The sequence below is a fragment of the Acidicapsa dinghuensis genome, from assembly GCF_025685685.1.
Lineage (GTDB): Bacteria > Acidobacteriota > Terriglobia > Terriglobales > Acidobacteriaceae > Acidicapsa > Acidicapsa dinghuensis.
This window is the reverse complement of record NZ_JAGSYH010000004.1, coordinates 668330-682971: the sequence shown is the minus strand read 5'-3', so window position 1 is coordinate 682971 and position 14642 is coordinate 668330. Positions and strand designations below refer to the sequence as shown.

Genomic DNA, 14642 nt, shown 5'->3' with positions numbered 1-14642 from the left:
CTCTACGTGGTTTCCATCGTTTGGGGTGGACAGCTTTGGAAGCGCTCCCTGACTGCTTAGTCAAATAACTCGTCTCTGGTCGAGTTTTTTGAGCAGGCTACTCTTAACGAGGTTCGCGGAAATGACCGACGGGAAGGATTCATAATAGCCAAAGCGCGCTTTGAGGCGCGGCAATTCTGGAAACGAGGTTTGGCCTGATATCAACAGTTGAATTCGGCACCGCTGGATCATCTGCGTCTGCCCGTCCAAGTGTCATTGGCACCGGGTCAGCGCAAGTCATTCGTAACGCAGTGCGACGACCGGATCAACTCGGATAGCACGCAATGCGGGAAACAGCATAGACGACACGGCGGAACAGAAGAATAGAGACGCTGTGCCCAAGAAAACTACCGGATCGATCGGGCTGACGCCAAAGAGCAGGCCATTACTGGCCAGCAGAACGGCAGATCCGGCTGCGAGGGCAAGCCCAGCAACCAACCCGATGGCGACAAGCTTCACTCCCTGGCTAAGAAGCAGCACTAAGACATCATGACGCCGCGCTCCAAAGGCTATGCGGATACAAATTTCACGCACCCTCTGACTGGTAGCCAAAGAAACCACGCCTGTGACACCCACAACAGCAAGCACCAACGCCAGCAAGCCGAGGGCGCTCACTAGAATGGCACCACGGCGCGCGGGCTGGAGTTGTTCGCTGAGGATCTGCTGATAAGACTCGGTCGTAACCGTGACGTTGGGATCGATTTGTCGAACGACGGCCGGAATAGCGGAAACCGCACTCGAAGCATCTCCGTTTACACGGAGGAACATTTTGGCATCCGCTGCAGCGCCGGTGTCGGCAATGAGCCCATAGAAGAGAGGACCATCTTCCTGACCCAGATGCAGCGTGCTCACGTTGGGAACAATCCCAAGAACCTGATACCTCCGATTCTTCCCTGCCAGGAATTCCTTGCCGAGGGGATTCTCAGCAGGCCAGAACCGCTGCGCCATGGCGGTGCTGACGAGCGCGGGCAATGGACCACCAGCGTGAAACTCTTCTCCGGTAAATCCGTGCCCGCGGAGGATAGGGATCTCCATCGTTCTGAAATAATCCGCGGAGACGTAATTGGCAAGGACCTCCTCCTCTGGTTGGTCTCTGCCCGGAATCGTGACTCCGGTAAGATCGGCACTAATGCCAGGAAGCACGGTTGAGGTGGCCACCCCACCCGTCCCAGAAAAAGCTCCCAGACGCTCACGAAGTTTACGCTCGAATTCGAGAGCACGTGTTCCGTCGTAGCCGCGTTCGGAGAGATCGAAAGAGAGGACATAAACACTCTGGGTTGCAAAGCCTGGAGCGATGATCTCGGTACGACGCAAACCGCGGGCAAGAAGTCCGGCTAGCACCAGAAGCAAAGCACAACCTGCGACCTGCGCGATGACCAGAAGGTCACGGAGGCGCGCTCGCCGGCGACCGTGTCCCGCGGCTGCTCCACCCTCTTTCAATGCGGTGAGCAAGTTTGGGCCAGTTGCCTGGAGCGCCGGTGCTACACCGGAAAGAAGCGCCGCCGTGAGGGTTGCCACGAGAGCAAAAAGTAACGTTGCAAAGTTCGGTGTCAGATCCAGTGGTAGAGGGCCGGAGGGCATTCCCGGAAGTACATGGGCGATCACGTGCGTAAGCCAGAGCATAACGGCGACTCCGGCCAGTCCGCCAAGCGCGGACAGGAGCATATTCTCTGTGAGGAGTTGGGTGAGCAGCCGGCGGCGGGTGGCGCCGAGCGCCAGGCGAGTCACCAGTTCCGGCTGACGTCTTGCACCCCGTGAAAGGAGCAGGTTCGCAAGGTTGGTGCATGCCATCGTAAGAACCAGAGCTCCCAACATGAACACTGCAACGCCGATCCAGAGACCGTCGGCACGCTCTTCGGGATTGTTCACAAATGAGCCCGCGTTTATGATGACGACTGTTTGCCGGCCCGGATAAATTGCATCCATTTGGCGGGCTAGCACTGACAGTTCGCTCTGCGCGGCCCGGCGCGAAATGCCGGGTTTTAGATGGCCGATGACTTGAAGCCAGCTCACATTGCCCAAGGCTAGCCAGTCACGCGAACCGAACGTAATCGGCAGGAGTTGAGGAGCCGCCGTAACCGGGACCCAGACGTCCGGAACCTGGAGTTCCGTCCCGGAAAACCCGGCAGGTGCCACACCGGTGACGGTAACGGTCTGACCGTTGAGAGTGAGCGTATTGCCGATCACACTGCGACTTTCGCCGTAGTGGCTTCGCCAGAATCTGTAGCTTAGGATCGCAGCTGGCGCAGCCGAGGCGCGACAATCGTCTGAGTTGAATCCACGTCCAACGCTGAATTCGTCACCAAGTACAGAGAAATAATTGCAGGAAACCAATTGTCCTGATACGGGCTGCGGATCGGTACCCCCAAGCGCGAATCCAGTTTCGGCGTATGCGGCCAAACCGGAAAATGTGCTATTGCGATCACGGTAATTCGCGTATTCGGGATAAGACAAGTAATACGGTGAGCCGTAGACGCCGCGTGCATGGACCTGCCCGCGATACTGCTGATAGATGCTAACGAGGCTCGCCGAGTCTTTGACCGGCAGGTAGCGGATGCCCATCGCGTAGATCAGCGAAAACACGGATGCGTTCACGCCCACACCGAGGCCCAGAGTAATGACCGCAGCAATGGTGAATCCAGGCGATCGGGACAACAGGCGTGAAGCAAAGCGGATATCTCGCGCAAGCTCTTCGAGGAGTGGAAGCCCCTGTTCGGCGTGATACTTTTCGCGGACTGACTCCACGGCTCCGAACTTCAGCACCGCTTGGCGACGCGCCTCATCCCTCGGCATGCCGGCGCGAACGTACTCCGTGGCCTGCTCGCGTAAGTGCTCTTCCATCTCTTCCCGCAGCCGCAGATCGTCTCGCTGCGTGACAAAGTTGGCCGCGCGGGCCAAGAAGCGCCTCAGTATTCTCACGTCAAATCCTCCGCGGTCAATTCGAAGAAGCGCCCCAGCATTGCGGTCGTCTGCTCCCAGTCTCGAGTCTCAGCCTGGAGAAGTTTGCGCCCGGCTCGCGACATCCGGTAAAACCGCGCCCGACGGTTGTTCTCCGATGTGCCCCACTCAGACTCAATCGCACCTTCCTGCTCCAGCTTTAACAGCACAGGATATAGAGTGCCCTGATTGACGGCTAGCAAATCCCCACTGATCTGCTCGATTCGGCGGGCAATTGCGTACCCATTCAACGGCCCGAGCACGTCCAGGGTCTTCAAGACCATTAGTCCCAGCGTTCCGTGGGGAACATCCGTCCTCTGCCTCATGTCCTTCATTTTGTCTACCAACAGGAGAGTATTTCATAGCTCCAGTGGGAAGGCAACAGGTAGTGTACTTTCGCTCCTAGCCGCCTTCGCTCCTCTCTCCAGTCGATGCAGACTTGGAAACTTGGGGGCAGTTTGTCGTTTCTTGACTTGCGAGGCAGAAATTCAGGCGACAACGTTTCGACGAGCGAATTATCGCCAAGTCACTCATCGAGCGAACAATTTGTGACCTGTAATCGGTCTTCAGTTTTCGAACGTCGTATATCGCGATTGCTTGAAAGCCGTCCAGAGTCCCGCGGCCTTTAAGCGCGGCGATGGCAATTCTGTGTCTGATTCTCCGCCCAAGTTCCAAGACTTTCGCTCATTTGCGTATTTATATGCGGACCGGCATAGTGTTCGCTAGGTTAGCCTTCCACGGCACAATGCGCCTCGGTGGACGGGCGCACTTGGGGTTGCCCGCCATTGCATTCGATCTGCCCTTTGCAACGGTTCGCAGAGCGTACATGGTTTCCCCATTAGCCGTTCAGCGTGTACCGGCCACGATCTGTAAGTTTCGCGGTCGTTGCTTCTGCCCCCAGCTCGCCGGCCGCGCGCCGGGAGTCAAGCGCTTGGGATTCGTCGATGCATCTAAAGTTGTTGAGGACAACGATGCAGCGTTCAGCAGACTCACTCCCGGTCACAGGCACAATCACGAGACGGCAAGTCTTTGAGGATTGCGCCCTCGTCGCTACCTACCATCATCCAGGTTCACGACTGGAGAACCATCGACACGAGAGCGCCTTCTTCGTTGTAGTCCTTGAAGGAGCGTATTACCAAACTTGCAGAGGGCGGGAAGCTCTCTGTGATGTAAACTCTGTGCGTTACTTGGCTCCGGACGAAGTGCATGCGAGCAACTTTAGATTAGGATCACTTTGTTTGAACCTTGAAATTCGGCCGCATCACTTCTGCGAGATTGAGGCACCATTGTCAAAGATAGATAGTGGAGAAATTCGGCATAGTATGGCGACTAACATTTGCCGAAGCCTATGGAATGAGTTCAGCTCTCAGGACAACCTGGCTGGATTTGCAGTACACACGGCCATACTGGACCTGACAGGGCTCTTGAATCGCGTCAAAATCGGGCGCGCTATCTCGCCGCCCAACTGGTTGGAGAAAGCTCGTGAATACCTGGATGCATACTGTACCTCCTCCATGAGCCTGCCGCAGCTTTCGCGTGCAGTAGAGCGTCATCCGACTCATGTATCGAGAGAGTTCCGGCGTTGGTACGGCAAGAGCATGATCCAGTTCGTTCGGGAACGCAGAATACTTCGGGCGCGAGAGATGCTCCTTTTGCCCGAACGATCAATCGCCGATATTAGCTCTGCATGCGGGTTTTACGACCAGAGTCATCTGACGACCGCATTCCGGCGACAGTTCGGCTATACACCCGCTCAGTATCGGCTGACTCGTGTTCATGGATAGCGGCGAAGGCATTCTAATCTGGGATCGGCCCACGCTAAGAATTTCCAAGCTTTTCCATGGGCTCCCAGAGCAAAATCTTAGTAGGGTGATTCATGATCATTTCTTGGGTCAAATCCGGCTTTTATAACGCCTTTTTACTTTTTGTGGGGTACGTTCTGCTGCTTGACGGCCCTTTGTGTCGCATTCTAGACGCCCAGGATTCGGCACAAGCGCAGCAAGATTTCATCACGGCTCTGTCTGGAATTTCTCGCTGCCATATGCCATCGTTCTCGGCTGATAGCCGACGACTCGCCATGATCTGCGACATCAACGGCATTCCTCAAATATGGGTCACTCCGGCAGAGGGTGGCTGGCCGACCTTGGCCGTGGCCTCGAAGAATGAGGTGACCAGCGTCTACTGGTCACCGACTCAGGATTGGCTCGCATACTCAGAGGCGCCGGAAGGTGGCCTGAATGAACAGACCTTCATTGCGCGGCCAGACGGAACTCAAGTTCAGCGTGTCACAACGAGCGATAAAGCCGATAACTGGCTTGATGGTTGGAGCGCCGATGGGAAACGCCTTCTCATTGCCTCGAATATGGGTGGAAGCACCGGTATGAATGACTACGTTGTTGACCCACAGGCACCCACGTTTCAACCCAGTGCATACAACACGGGAACAGGGGATTTTTTGGACGTGACCGCAGATGGCAAGCTGGCGCTCCTATACCGGCTCCATGATAGAGGGAATGAGGATTTATACCTCGTTCGACTGGCGGACAAAAAGGAAACTCTGCTCACATCTCATACCGGATCAGGCCAGTTTTATGGGCATATCACGCCCGACGGGCGCACTGTATTTGCGCGATCGGACGCAGGACGCGATCGCTTGGCATTCGTGCGAATCAAAGTTTCCGCAGCCGGTGAACCCGGTCCGATGGAAGTCCTTGAAAGCCGCGATAATGCGGAATTGTGGAACGTGGTCATCAATCGCTCCGGCGATCTGGTCGTCCTTTTTTGGAATGTTGGTGGGCGTGCAGAGATCGAGTTCTTTCATCCGCAGACGGGGAAGTTCTCGGCTGGACCAACACTGCCCACAGAAGAAGCCGATGCGGTTGAAGTTTCCTTTTCCCCAGACGGTAAATTGCTCGCTCTGAACCTGTACGGCTCGACTCAGGCACCCAATATCTGGACGTTGAACCTCACCACCATGCAGCTTCGACAAATTTCGTTAAGCAATCATCCGGGCGTCGACACAGATGAACTTGTGCGTCCGGAACTGAAGCAGTTCAAGGCAAGCGATGGGCTGCCGCTTTCCGGTTGGCTTTACCTCCCGAAGCCCGGTTCAAAGCCTTTTCCGCTCGTTATCTCTATTCATGGCGGGCCAGAGACCCAAGAGTTGGCTACCTTCCACTCGGACTACCAATCGCTTCTCGCTCAAGGGATTGCCGTGTTTGCTCCGAACATTCGAGGTTCAGCAGGATTCGGGAAGGCCTTCATGAATCTGGACAATGGTGCTCTGCGCGTCAACGCCATACGAGACGTGAAAGATACAGCCGACTTCCTCGTAAGCGCAGGCATTGCGGATCCTAAACGCCTTGGCATAATGGGGGGCTCTTATGGAGGATACATGACGATGGCCGCACTCTCGACATATCCGCGCCTGTTCGCCGCGGGAGTGGATATGTACGGCATGGTGAACTTTGAGACATTTTTCAAGAACACTGAAGGCTGGATGGCGGCTGTCTCAAAGACGGAGTTCGGAGATCCAGACACGCAAGCGGACCTCCTGCGCTCGCTATCTCCAATCAACCACGTTGACAAGATCATCGCCCCGACCCTGATTTTGCACGGCGACCACGATACAAATGTTCCGGTTGGAGAAGCAAAGCAGATGGCGTCTGCGCTCGAAAAGAACAGAGTGCCAGTTCAGTTGGTGATCTTTCCTGGAGAGGGCCATGGATGGAATCAGACTTCGACGCGCATCAAGTCGAATCTTCTTGTTGTGCAGTGGTTCCACAAGTATTTGCAACATTGAAGAACGTGGTATCCACTCTTACTGGCGATTAACGCACTTTATTCTAGGAAGCCCTCGCGATGATTGCACTGAGGTGATCCGCTGATGGACGAGTATCTCCGCCAGCGATTGCCTTAACTATCGCAACAATCACCTCATTGAATTCAACGTTTATTCCGTTCTGCTTCCCAAGTCCGACGACATAGCCATTAATAAAATCGATTTCAGTCGAGCGGCCACGCTCAAAATCTTGGAGCATTGAAGGCTTGGTGTCGCCATAGTTATCAACTATCTTTTGAAACCAGCCCTCATACGCTTGAGATGTATCACCGCTTCCCGTCCTACACGGAGGAATCGGCTCGACCAGCATCGTTTCTGGTTGTTCTCCAAGGGCCAGCACGACATTGAGTACTTCCGAGTAGATCTTCTCGAATACCTCTCGCCCCAGTGGAAGCTGGACGTATTCCCGCATCGTGCAGCCAACGATTGCGCCAATGGTGGTTACAGAACAATTGAGCAGCAATTTCGACCACATGGAGCCACGGAAATTGCACGTTGTTCGGACACTAATCCCTTGAGCAAGCCATTGATCCACCGCGATGGTACGTCCGCTATTTCCTCCGCGAAGTTCGCCGATGAGAATGTGCCCCGCATTTCGCTGTTCATATACCCCATGAGTAATCATGGTGGCTCCGAGATTCGAAAGGCCTCCCAGAACGTATTCCTCTCCGACTTCGTCTGCCAAAAGACGCGGAATGCCACCGTTTTGGATGGGCAACAACGTCCCGCCCGGTGCAAGCAGAGGGATCAGTTGCGGAGCAAGTTCGATGGCCGACTGAGCTTTGGTCGCCAGCAGGACGAGATCGAAGGACTGGCCCCTGTAGTCTGACAATGGTGCAACGCGGTTAACATCAACCATGACGTCACCTTCTACTCCACTGATGCGTATTCCACTCGTCAGCAGCCGATCAGATGAAGTACGGTCTCGCGTCGCGAGCGCAACCTCAACGCCAGCATCTAGCAAGCGCCCCGTAATCACTCCGCCTAACGCTCCAGCCCCGACAATCAACGTATTCATGAAACCCAATCCTCCTCGCGTTCCATTCTGGCTTAAGCCAGATTCTCAAGCGTGAAGAACCGGGCATGAACTCCCAATAGGTTTAGGGGAAAGGGAGTTGTCTTGTGCGAAGTTGCGCGAACCTTCCCCAGCTCTCTGCTTTTGAGCTTGCTTCCCTTACGGTAGATATTCCTTGGGAAGTGGTGCAGTGGCCGACTCAGCCTGCACCAGGATGCTTGTAACTCGCCAGCCGCCGGTTTCTTTGATTGCTTGAATGCTGTTGATGCCGCGCGCGATTCGCTTGCCGTCGCTTTCGAGCGTGTAGCTGCTCCATAAGTGCGCGATGTTGCCGTAGCGCTCAATGCGAAATTTCAGTTGCTTTTCTTCGAGCACGGCGTGACCACGGGCTTTGACGCGGGCGATCCAATCGTCCAGGTTCTCGACCCTGTAGGTTGGCGCTCCGTCAGCGCCGAGTGAAACAAACATCAGGCGTGCTTCGGGTATTAAGAGGGCCTTCATGCAGCCTCGATCTTTGTCCGCGGGCCCGGTAATTGCCGCATCAAGCGCAGCGGGAATGTCCTTGGGGTCTGAAGGCAACGCACAGGCGGCATCTGGCGCCTGTGCCATCGTCGCAGTTCCGGGTAGTACGCCGGCCAGAATCGCCGTTGAAATTAGTGTTTGCAGCATTTTCTCTCCCTTGCAAATTGCGGGCAGTTCTGCCCATACCTTCCAAAGGCGCCATACCTGGTTTTTCAAAGCCTCAGCGAATGGCCCACACACCGTGGATCAAAACCGTAGTAATGGATCTGCTTACGGATCTGGCGCGCTCCGCTTGCCCAAATACCGATCGAAGTACACATCCGCCGCATTGAACAAAATCATCCACGATGAGTAGCGCGCGAGGTCATGAATCTCGTTCGGGATCATGATTACGTCATGGTCGATGTTGTGCGACCTCAAGCCTTCGATGAGTTCGGCGGCCTGCGGGGAGGGTACAACGTCGTCGTCGTCCGCCTGCACAAGCAGCACGGGCGAGTGCCACTGGTCGATGGTCGCGATGGGGGAGGATTCCACCGCCCGGCGGTTCGCATCGCCTCCGTCGATTGGGTCGCCCACCGAGGACAGGAACGTCGACCAGTTATGTATGCCCGCATAATCGACACCGGCCGCGAATGCATCTGAGGCGCGCGCGAGACCGAGAGCCGTCATGAGTCCCCCATAGCTTGGCCCCCAGATGCCTAATCTATGGGAGTCGACGTCCTGTCGGCCTCGCAGATAGGTGATAGCGCCGAACAGGTCATTGAGTTCGCTGCTGCCGCCGGGGCCGAGGTTGTCGGCCTCTCTGTAGTCAAGGCCATAGCCGGTACCACCGCGATAGTTGACTGACAGCACGATGTAGCCCTCGGCCACGAGGTACTGATTAAAGGCGTATATCCAGCTATACGAACGGTTGGTATTGAACCCCAGAAACATCTGTCTTTGAGGGCCGCCGTGAAAGAACAGAATCGCCGGGTGCGGCTTGGAGGTGGTTTCGCGTGGTAGGAACAGTTGCGCGTGCGCTTCCTGGCCATCCTTCGCCGTAAAGGTCACGGCCTGGGGCATGACGAGCTTGGAACTCGGGAAGGAGGACGGGATGGTTTCCGGAGCGAGCCGCTGCCATTGCCCCTCCGCACTCAACGCGATCGGATGCAGCGGTTGGTTGCCGTCGCTCTGCAATGCGAAAAGAGCGCCATCGGCGCCGATCTGCGGATAATCTTCGATGGCCTGGCTCTGGGCGGTGCGCACCGCCGAACCGTGCTCGGCATCGACCGTCCAGATATGCAACCTGTCGGTGTCATCCTGAGTGGACGAATAGACCAGGCGCTTGCGGTCCTGGCTGAAGACGACGTGTGTGACCTCGAACTTTCCCACCGTGAGTGCGCGGGCCGCGCCGCCCCGCACGGGGACGGCATATAGATGCAGCCAGCCGCTTTTCTCCCAGGGGAACACGAGATCATCATGGTTGGTCCAGAACAGGTTTGTCGCCGAGTCAACGTCGGGAACGTCGTTCGTCGCCGAGCGCGTTGGATGGAATACACTTCCGGGTCCAGCGTCGGCAATCCAGACACGTCGCCCCTGGCCGGTTTTCACGTCCGCCGTCCAGATCGACCACGGCCGTCCGCTGCGTTGGGAGAAGAATGCGGGGGGAGTTTTCTGGGCCGGCACATGAACAAAGGCGATCCGTGCGCCGTCCGGTGAGAACTCGGGAGAGCTGTCGTAGTCGAGACTCGGACTCAACCAGACGATGGTTTGGTCAACGAAATCGTAGACACCGATCAGCGAGTGGCTGGCTCGATGGCTCACGAACGCCAGGCGCTTGCCGTCCGGCGCCCATGTTAGCGAGTCCACTGTTCCCTGATCGATAAGCAATGGCTGCGCGGCGCCATCGCCGCTCGCGGCCACCGTCAGAATCGTCTTCTTGTCGACAAACAGCAGCCGCCTGCCATCGGGCGAGAAGATAGGAGAGTCTCCCGCGCCGACCTTATGCGGCGCGCCGCCGGCCGTAGCAACGACCCATACTTCCTTGGGAAGCGGGCCTTCCGGGGAGTTATTAACATTGGACGGAGTCTCATCCTCAAGACTCTGGCCCCGTGTGAAGGCGATCGACTTCGTATCCGGCGACCACGCCAGTTCGCCGATATCGAAACCGTCGTCCTCTGTGTACGGTGTGATCTGACGCGCTTTCGCGTGATTGGAAGGGTCTGCCACCCAGATATTACTGCAGCCCTTCGCGTTAACTACCCACGCCACGGATGTGCCCCTGGGCGCGGCCAGCATGTCCGACGCAAACGGCGCCTGCATCACATCGTTGAGTGTAAAAGCCGGTCGATGGGCGGTTTGTGCGCCGGCCAGCGTTACGGTCATCCCGAGCACCGCCAAGCCGGCGACGGCCACCATCACTCTATACACGGATCTGTTCACGCTATCTCCACTGCCCCTCCTCACCGGTTCTAACGGACAATCGATAATTCCACAAGTTCATTATTATCACTATGATATTGCTGTCAGCGCACGATTCTGCTATTCGTTGAGGGAAGATTCAGGAGTAATTTAGGAGGGCCCCCTTGCTCGATGATTTACACGCGCTCGTAGAGTTTGCCCAGGCTGGGTCCATTGCCGGTGCAGCCGATCGTCTATTCCGGACACCATCCGCGATAACCCGGCAACTGCAAAGGCTAGAGGCTGAATTGGGGGCTGAGTTGCTCGACCGCTCAGTAAAGCCGCCGCGCCTGAACTCGCTGGGCTCCAGGATACTTGAACAAGCGCGCGACCTGTTGCGGCGGACAGAGGCGATCAAATCTGTTGCGTCGCGCGACGCCGAACCTCACGGCCTCTTGCGCATCGGGCTCGCGCATGCCTTGGCCGAGGGGACGCTTATCAAACCTATTCGCGCGCTGACTGAAAAATACCCCAAGGTCCAGCTGCGGCTGTTGAGCGCACTTACCGGTGAATTATTTCAGCGACTGCTCGCCGGTGAACTCGACGTGGCTGTCGTGTTTTTGCCCGAAGGTAAAACCGCGCCTTCGCCTCTTGTAACGAACATCATCGCCAATGACCGCATGGAGATCGTTCAAAGCGCCGCAGGCGTCATTCATGGCGATTGGGAAAGTTTGAGCAGAGCCCCTTGGGTGCTCAACCCGTCTGGGTGCTTGCTTCGGGCGAGCCTCATCGATCAGATGGAACGCGCCGGCTTCACCCCGATAGTTGCGGCTGAAATCCACTACAACATACATTTGCAGCTGGCCCTGATTCAGTCAGGATATGGAGTCGGGCTGCTGCCGGCCCGCTTTATCGCCAGGAAAAATTGTCGAGACACGGTTGAAGTGCTGCGCCCCCCATCCTTTGACTTGCGCCTATCCGTAGCGATAGCGCGGATTGCACAACTGGGCGCCCTGGAGAAGGCCGTCGAACTGCTGGAAGACGGCACTCGACATTTGTTTGAGCCAGCCAAGACAACGAAAGCTATATCCGCGAGCCGAAAGCGTGTACTCGCGAGCCGGCCGACGTCGCGACCGCACAAGTAGCGGCCGAGCGGTTCACGTGCACTGAGCGCACTCGACGTTCTAAGACACGAGCGCGGACGGCGGCACCTCGATTTCGCCGCTTGCGATGTATGCCGTGGCGCCCCCCACGCTGACGGAGAGCACAACGCTGCCGCTCTTTCGCGCTTCGGCTTCAATTTCACTTGGGCGCCCCATCGAGACACCTTGCTGGATCGAAAGACGGTAGCCCGTCCCGCCAAAATCGGGCTTTAATGCCATCGCCCCGACGAGGGCTGCACACGCGCCGCCCGTCGCGGCATCTTCTTCAACGCCCAGCGCGGGTGCCCACATGCGAGCATAGAGCTTGCCGCCGTCCTGTAGATGTCCCGCAAAAAAGAAGATGTGGGGAGACCACGCGCGCGAGAGCGTTGCTGCCCAGGCAGACCGATTAATCGCCGCCCGATCGACAGCCTCGTTCGACTTCAGCTGCGCAAAACAGAGCGGAACACCGACGCCTGCGAAAAAGACTTGGCTCACCTCGGCGGGCTCGATGGATAGGACGGCGGCGAGATCAGTCGGAGAGGGTGCGCCGGTCGGTGCCTCAATCTTCCCCGATAACGTCAACGTGCCGTGGAAGCCCCCGTTTCGCTGGGCGACATCGACTATCACGGGACCGACATTCTCCTCAAGAATCAGCCGGATTGGATCACTAAGCCGTACGTGCTGCTTCATCACGAGTGCACAGGCTGTGCCGACCGAGGGATGCCCCGCGAAGTCAAGCTCCGTCCGAGGGGAGAAGATGCGCACACGATACGTATTGAAATCGTTCTTGGGCATGACGAAGGCCGTTTCGCCGAAATTAAACTCGCGAGCAATCTTCTGCATGCCCTCTGTCGAAATACCCGCCGCGTCCGGCAAAACCGCCAGTTGATTACCGCCGAACGGTGTCGAGCTGAAAACATCGACGATGTGAAATGTGTATTTCATGAGATCAGCCTCCCTGCGTCGCCTCAGGCCACGACGATGAGGTCCATCTCAACGCAGGCCCCAAGCGGGAGCGCGGCCACCGCGATCACTGTACGCGCGGGGAATGGCTGACTGAAATGTTTGGCGTAAATGCCATTCAAAGCCACATAATCACTGATGCTCGTGAGATACACACCAGCGCGGACGACGTCATCGAAACTCTTGCCAGCCGCCTTAAGAACTGCCGCGAGATTCTGGAAGATGCGCTCGGTTTCGGCCACAATACCTCCCTCCACTAGCCTGCCCGTCGTGGGGTCTTGACCGACCTGACCACTGAGATAGATGAAACCGCCGACTTTGATCGCTTGGGAAAACGGGCCGACAGGCGGCGTGAGTTCAGACGAGGTAATTGCGATTTTGCTCATGGAAAACTCCTATGAATACTGGGTTAGATGGTCAGGATGGTGGTGCCCGAGCTTGCGCCTACTTTCCATGCCTTGTGGGCGTCAGCAGCATCCTTGAGCGCAAAGCGCTGATTGATCTTAATGCGCACCTTTCCGGAAGCCACCACATTGAACAATTCGTTAACGGAAGCTTCAAGCTCTTCTCGGCGCGCGACGTAGTGGAGGAGCATAGGCCATGCAGAAAAGGCAAACCTTTACTGTTTCTAAGCGAGAATCGACAATTCCACAAGTTCATTATTAGCAGCATTATATTGCTGTTTTCGCACGATTCTAGGGTACAGGCGCATTCTGGCTCAGTAAGTGCGTCGCCCTGGAGTCACTGAAAAGCAGGTGCATGTATTCGGCCATTTCCATACCATAAAGCTGCACTAGGATTTCTTTGCGCCGGCGGTCCGGCGAAGCACGCTTGGTTGGAAGCGGGACTAGCCATCCAAGTCTGGTATACCGTTGGAACTGGTTCGCAACTATCAAGGCCGAGTCGCCGTAATCACCGGAGCGGGCAGCGGTCTGGGGCAAGCGCTGGCGACCGAGTTCGCGGCTCGCAATTGCAATCTTGCGTTAGTCGACGTCGATTCTTCCGTGATCGCGCAAACGAAGACGGAGCTCACGCGACCCGGTATTGTCGTGACGGATCATTGCGTTGATGTTGGTTGCGAACGAAACCTTGAGCTTGTCGCTAGGGATGTGGAAAATATCCACGGAGCCATACATCTGCTCATCAATAACGCTGGTGTATCGGCCTCCAGCACACCAAAAGCCGGTCCTAGGCATTGCATGTGCGGTCTAAGGATGCTGGTTCCCAGGGGTGAGCTTCACGGTTCTGCCCGCCCGGCGTTCTCGTAACGTCTCAACGAACGCCAGTGCTCATCGAGCGAGCATGGATGAGTGATTCGGCTTGATATCGACAGCGGCCAACCAGACGCATTTGTCAGGCTAGGCCGTTTTACGTCCACGTGGACTGGATTGGCGAACACTGGCCGACATTTCGTTCCTTATCTGTTCGTCTTCATATTCTCGATCGCTTCGCGACTACTGGTATTCGGCTGTTAACCGAGAGGTTGGGGGTCCGAATCCCTCCTGAGGAGCCAATCCCCTTTATATTCAATAGAATTGACTAGCTCTTAATTCGATGATCGTCGAAACAAAAAGACAGTTGGTCCAAGTTGGACCAAATCCTTTCAAACTGGGTTCGAACCCGAGGGCATACGGCTGTCTATCGCCTTCCTTTTCTTTGTCAGAAGGCACGAAGCCGAGACCCTCGGCTATCGAATTAGACTTTCGCCCGAATGGTTGTAAGAGAGTGGCGACAAGCACCATGTTCGAAGTCTATCTTCGAAGCCGGATAGGCTCGCTTCCGCTGATCTCGAAATTAGTTC

Annotated in this window: 12 protein-coding genes; 4 read left to right on the top strand and 8 right to left on the bottom strand. The window is 56.4% G+C overall.

Going from position 1 to position 14642, the window contains the following annotated elements; translation table 11 throughout:
* Window positions 1-276 precede the first annotated feature (276 nt).
* Window positions 277-2958, bottom strand: coding sequence for an ADOP family duplicated permease (locus OHL22_RS13785; protein WP_263338303.1), 2682 nt, complete (start codon window positions 2956-2958; stop codon window positions 277-279).
* Window positions 2955-3302 carry a PadR family transcriptional regulator gene (locus tag OHL22_RS13780; protein WP_263338914.1) on the bottom strand — a complete coding sequence of 116 codons (348 nt, stop codon included), beginning with the start codon at window positions 3300-3302 and terminating at the stop codon, window positions 2955-2957. Before OHL22_RS13780 ends, OHL22_RS13785 begins: the two co-directional genes overlap by 4 nt.
* Before the next feature lie 996 nt (window positions 3303-4298).
* Between OHL22_RS13780 and OHL22_RS13775 the strand changes: the two genes are divergently transcribed.
* Window positions 4299-4760 carry a helix-turn-helix transcriptional regulator gene (locus tag OHL22_RS13775; protein ID WP_263338301.1) on the top strand — a complete coding sequence of 154 codons (462 nt, stop codon included), beginning with the start codon at window positions 4299-4301 and terminating at the stop codon, window positions 4758-4760.
* A 92-nt stretch (window positions 4761-4852) separates the two neighbouring features.
* Entirely contained in the window at window positions 4853-6778 is a 1926-nt protein-coding gene (locus OHL22_RS13770) for a S9 family peptidase (RefSeq protein WP_263338299.1), read from the top strand.
* A gap of 43 nt (window positions 6779-6821) precedes the next feature.
* Here OHL22_RS13770 and OHL22_RS13765 read toward each other — a convergent pair whose 3' ends face one another.
* The 3 genes from OHL22_RS13765 to OHL22_RS13755 all read right to left on the bottom strand — a co-directional run bounded on the left by OHL22_RS13765 (window position 6822) and on the right by OHL22_RS13755 (window position 10775).
* Window positions 6822-7835: a ketopantoate reductase family protein gene (locus tag OHL22_RS13765; RefSeq protein WP_263338296.1), complete on the bottom strand. Its 1014-nt coding sequence runs from the start codon at window positions 7833-7835 to the stop codon at window positions 6822-6824.
* 156 nt (window positions 7836-7991) lie between these two features.
* Window positions 7992-8501, bottom strand: a complete 510-nt coding sequence (locus OHL22_RS13760) for a hypothetical protein (RefSeq protein WP_263338295.1) — start codon at window positions 8499-8501, stop codon at window positions 7992-7994.
* 123 nt (window positions 8502-8624) lie between these two features.
* Complete coding sequence (locus OHL22_RS13755; RefSeq protein ID WP_263338293.1) at window positions 8625-10775, bottom strand: S9 family peptidase; 2151 nt, start codon at window positions 10773-10775, stop codon at window positions 8625-8627.
* 143 nt (window positions 10776-10918) lie between these two features.
* Here OHL22_RS13755 and OHL22_RS13750 point away from each other — a divergent pair, with 143 nt between their 5' ends.
* The gene (locus OHL22_RS13750; RefSeq protein WP_263338290.1) at window positions 10919-11878 is read left to right on the top strand and encodes a LysR family transcriptional regulator; all 960 of its coding nucleotides are present in this window, start codon (window positions 10919-10921) and stop codon (window positions 11876-11878) included.
* 39 nt (window positions 11879-11917) lie between these two features.
* On the opposite strand, the gene OHL22_RS13745 is transcribed toward OHL22_RS13750, so the two are convergent.
* From OHL22_RS13745 to OHL22_RS13735, 3 genes are read right to left on the bottom strand one after another with little or no spacing between them, the layout of a single operon-like run.
* Window positions 11918-12823: a PhzF family phenazine biosynthesis protein gene (locus OHL22_RS13745; protein ID WP_263338287.1), complete on the bottom strand. Its 906-nt coding sequence runs from the start codon at window positions 12821-12823 to the stop codon at window positions 11918-11920.
* Window positions 12824-12846: 23 nt separating this feature from the next.
* Window positions 12847-13227, bottom strand: coding sequence for a Rid family detoxifying hydrolase (locus tag OHL22_RS13740; protein ID WP_263338284.1), 381 nt, complete (start codon window positions 13225-13227; stop codon window positions 12847-12849).
* A gap of 23 nt (window positions 13228-13250) precedes the next feature.
* A complete protein-coding gene (locus OHL22_RS13735) occupies window positions 13251-13436 on the bottom strand; it encodes a zinc-binding dehydrogenase (protein WP_263338281.1) in 186 nt (61 codons plus the stop codon).
* 277 nt (window positions 13437-13713) lie between these two features.
* On the opposite strand from OHL22_RS13735, the gene OHL22_RS25075 reads away from it, so the two are divergent.
* Window positions 13714-14109 carry an SDR family NAD(P)-dependent oxidoreductase gene (locus tag OHL22_RS25075; protein WP_377819279.1) on the top strand — a complete coding sequence of 132 codons (396 nt, stop codon included), beginning with the start codon at window positions 13714-13716 and terminating at the stop codon, window positions 14107-14109.
* Window positions 14110-14642: the final 533 nt, after the last annotated feature.

Excerpts from the sequence above, each read along its gene's own strand:
- OHL22_RS13780 (WP_263338914.1), bottom strand. The coding sequence starts at position 3,302 with ATGAGGCAGAGGACGGATGTTCCCCACGGAACGCTGGGACTAATGGTC.
- OHL22_RS13775 (WP_263338301.1), top strand. The coding sequence starts at position 4,299 with ATGGCGACTAACATTTGCCGAAGCCTATGGAATGAGTTCAGCTCTCAG.
- OHL22_RS13770 (WP_263338299.1), top strand. The coding sequence starts at position 4,853 with ATGATCATTTCTTGGGTCAAATCCGGCTTTTATAACGCCTTTTTACTT.
- OHL22_RS13765 (WP_263338296.1), bottom strand. The coding sequence starts at position 7,835 with ATGAATACGTTGATTGTCGGGGCTGGAGCGTTAGGCGGAGTGATTACG.
- OHL22_RS13760 (WP_263338295.1), bottom strand. The coding sequence starts at position 8,501 with ATGCTGCAAACACTAATTTCAACGGCGATTCTGGCCGGCGTACTACCC.
- OHL22_RS13745 (WP_263338287.1), bottom strand. The coding sequence starts at position 12,823 with ATGAAATACACATTTCACATCGTCGATGTTTTCAGCTCGACACCGTTC.
- OHL22_RS13740 (WP_263338284.1), bottom strand. The coding sequence starts at position 13,227 with ATGAGCAAAATCGCAATTACCTCGTCTGAACTCACGCCGCCTGTCGGC.
- OHL22_RS13735 (WP_263338281.1), bottom strand. The coding sequence starts at position 13,436 with ATGCTCCTCCACTACGTCGCGCGCCGAGAAGAGCTTGAAGCTTCCGTT.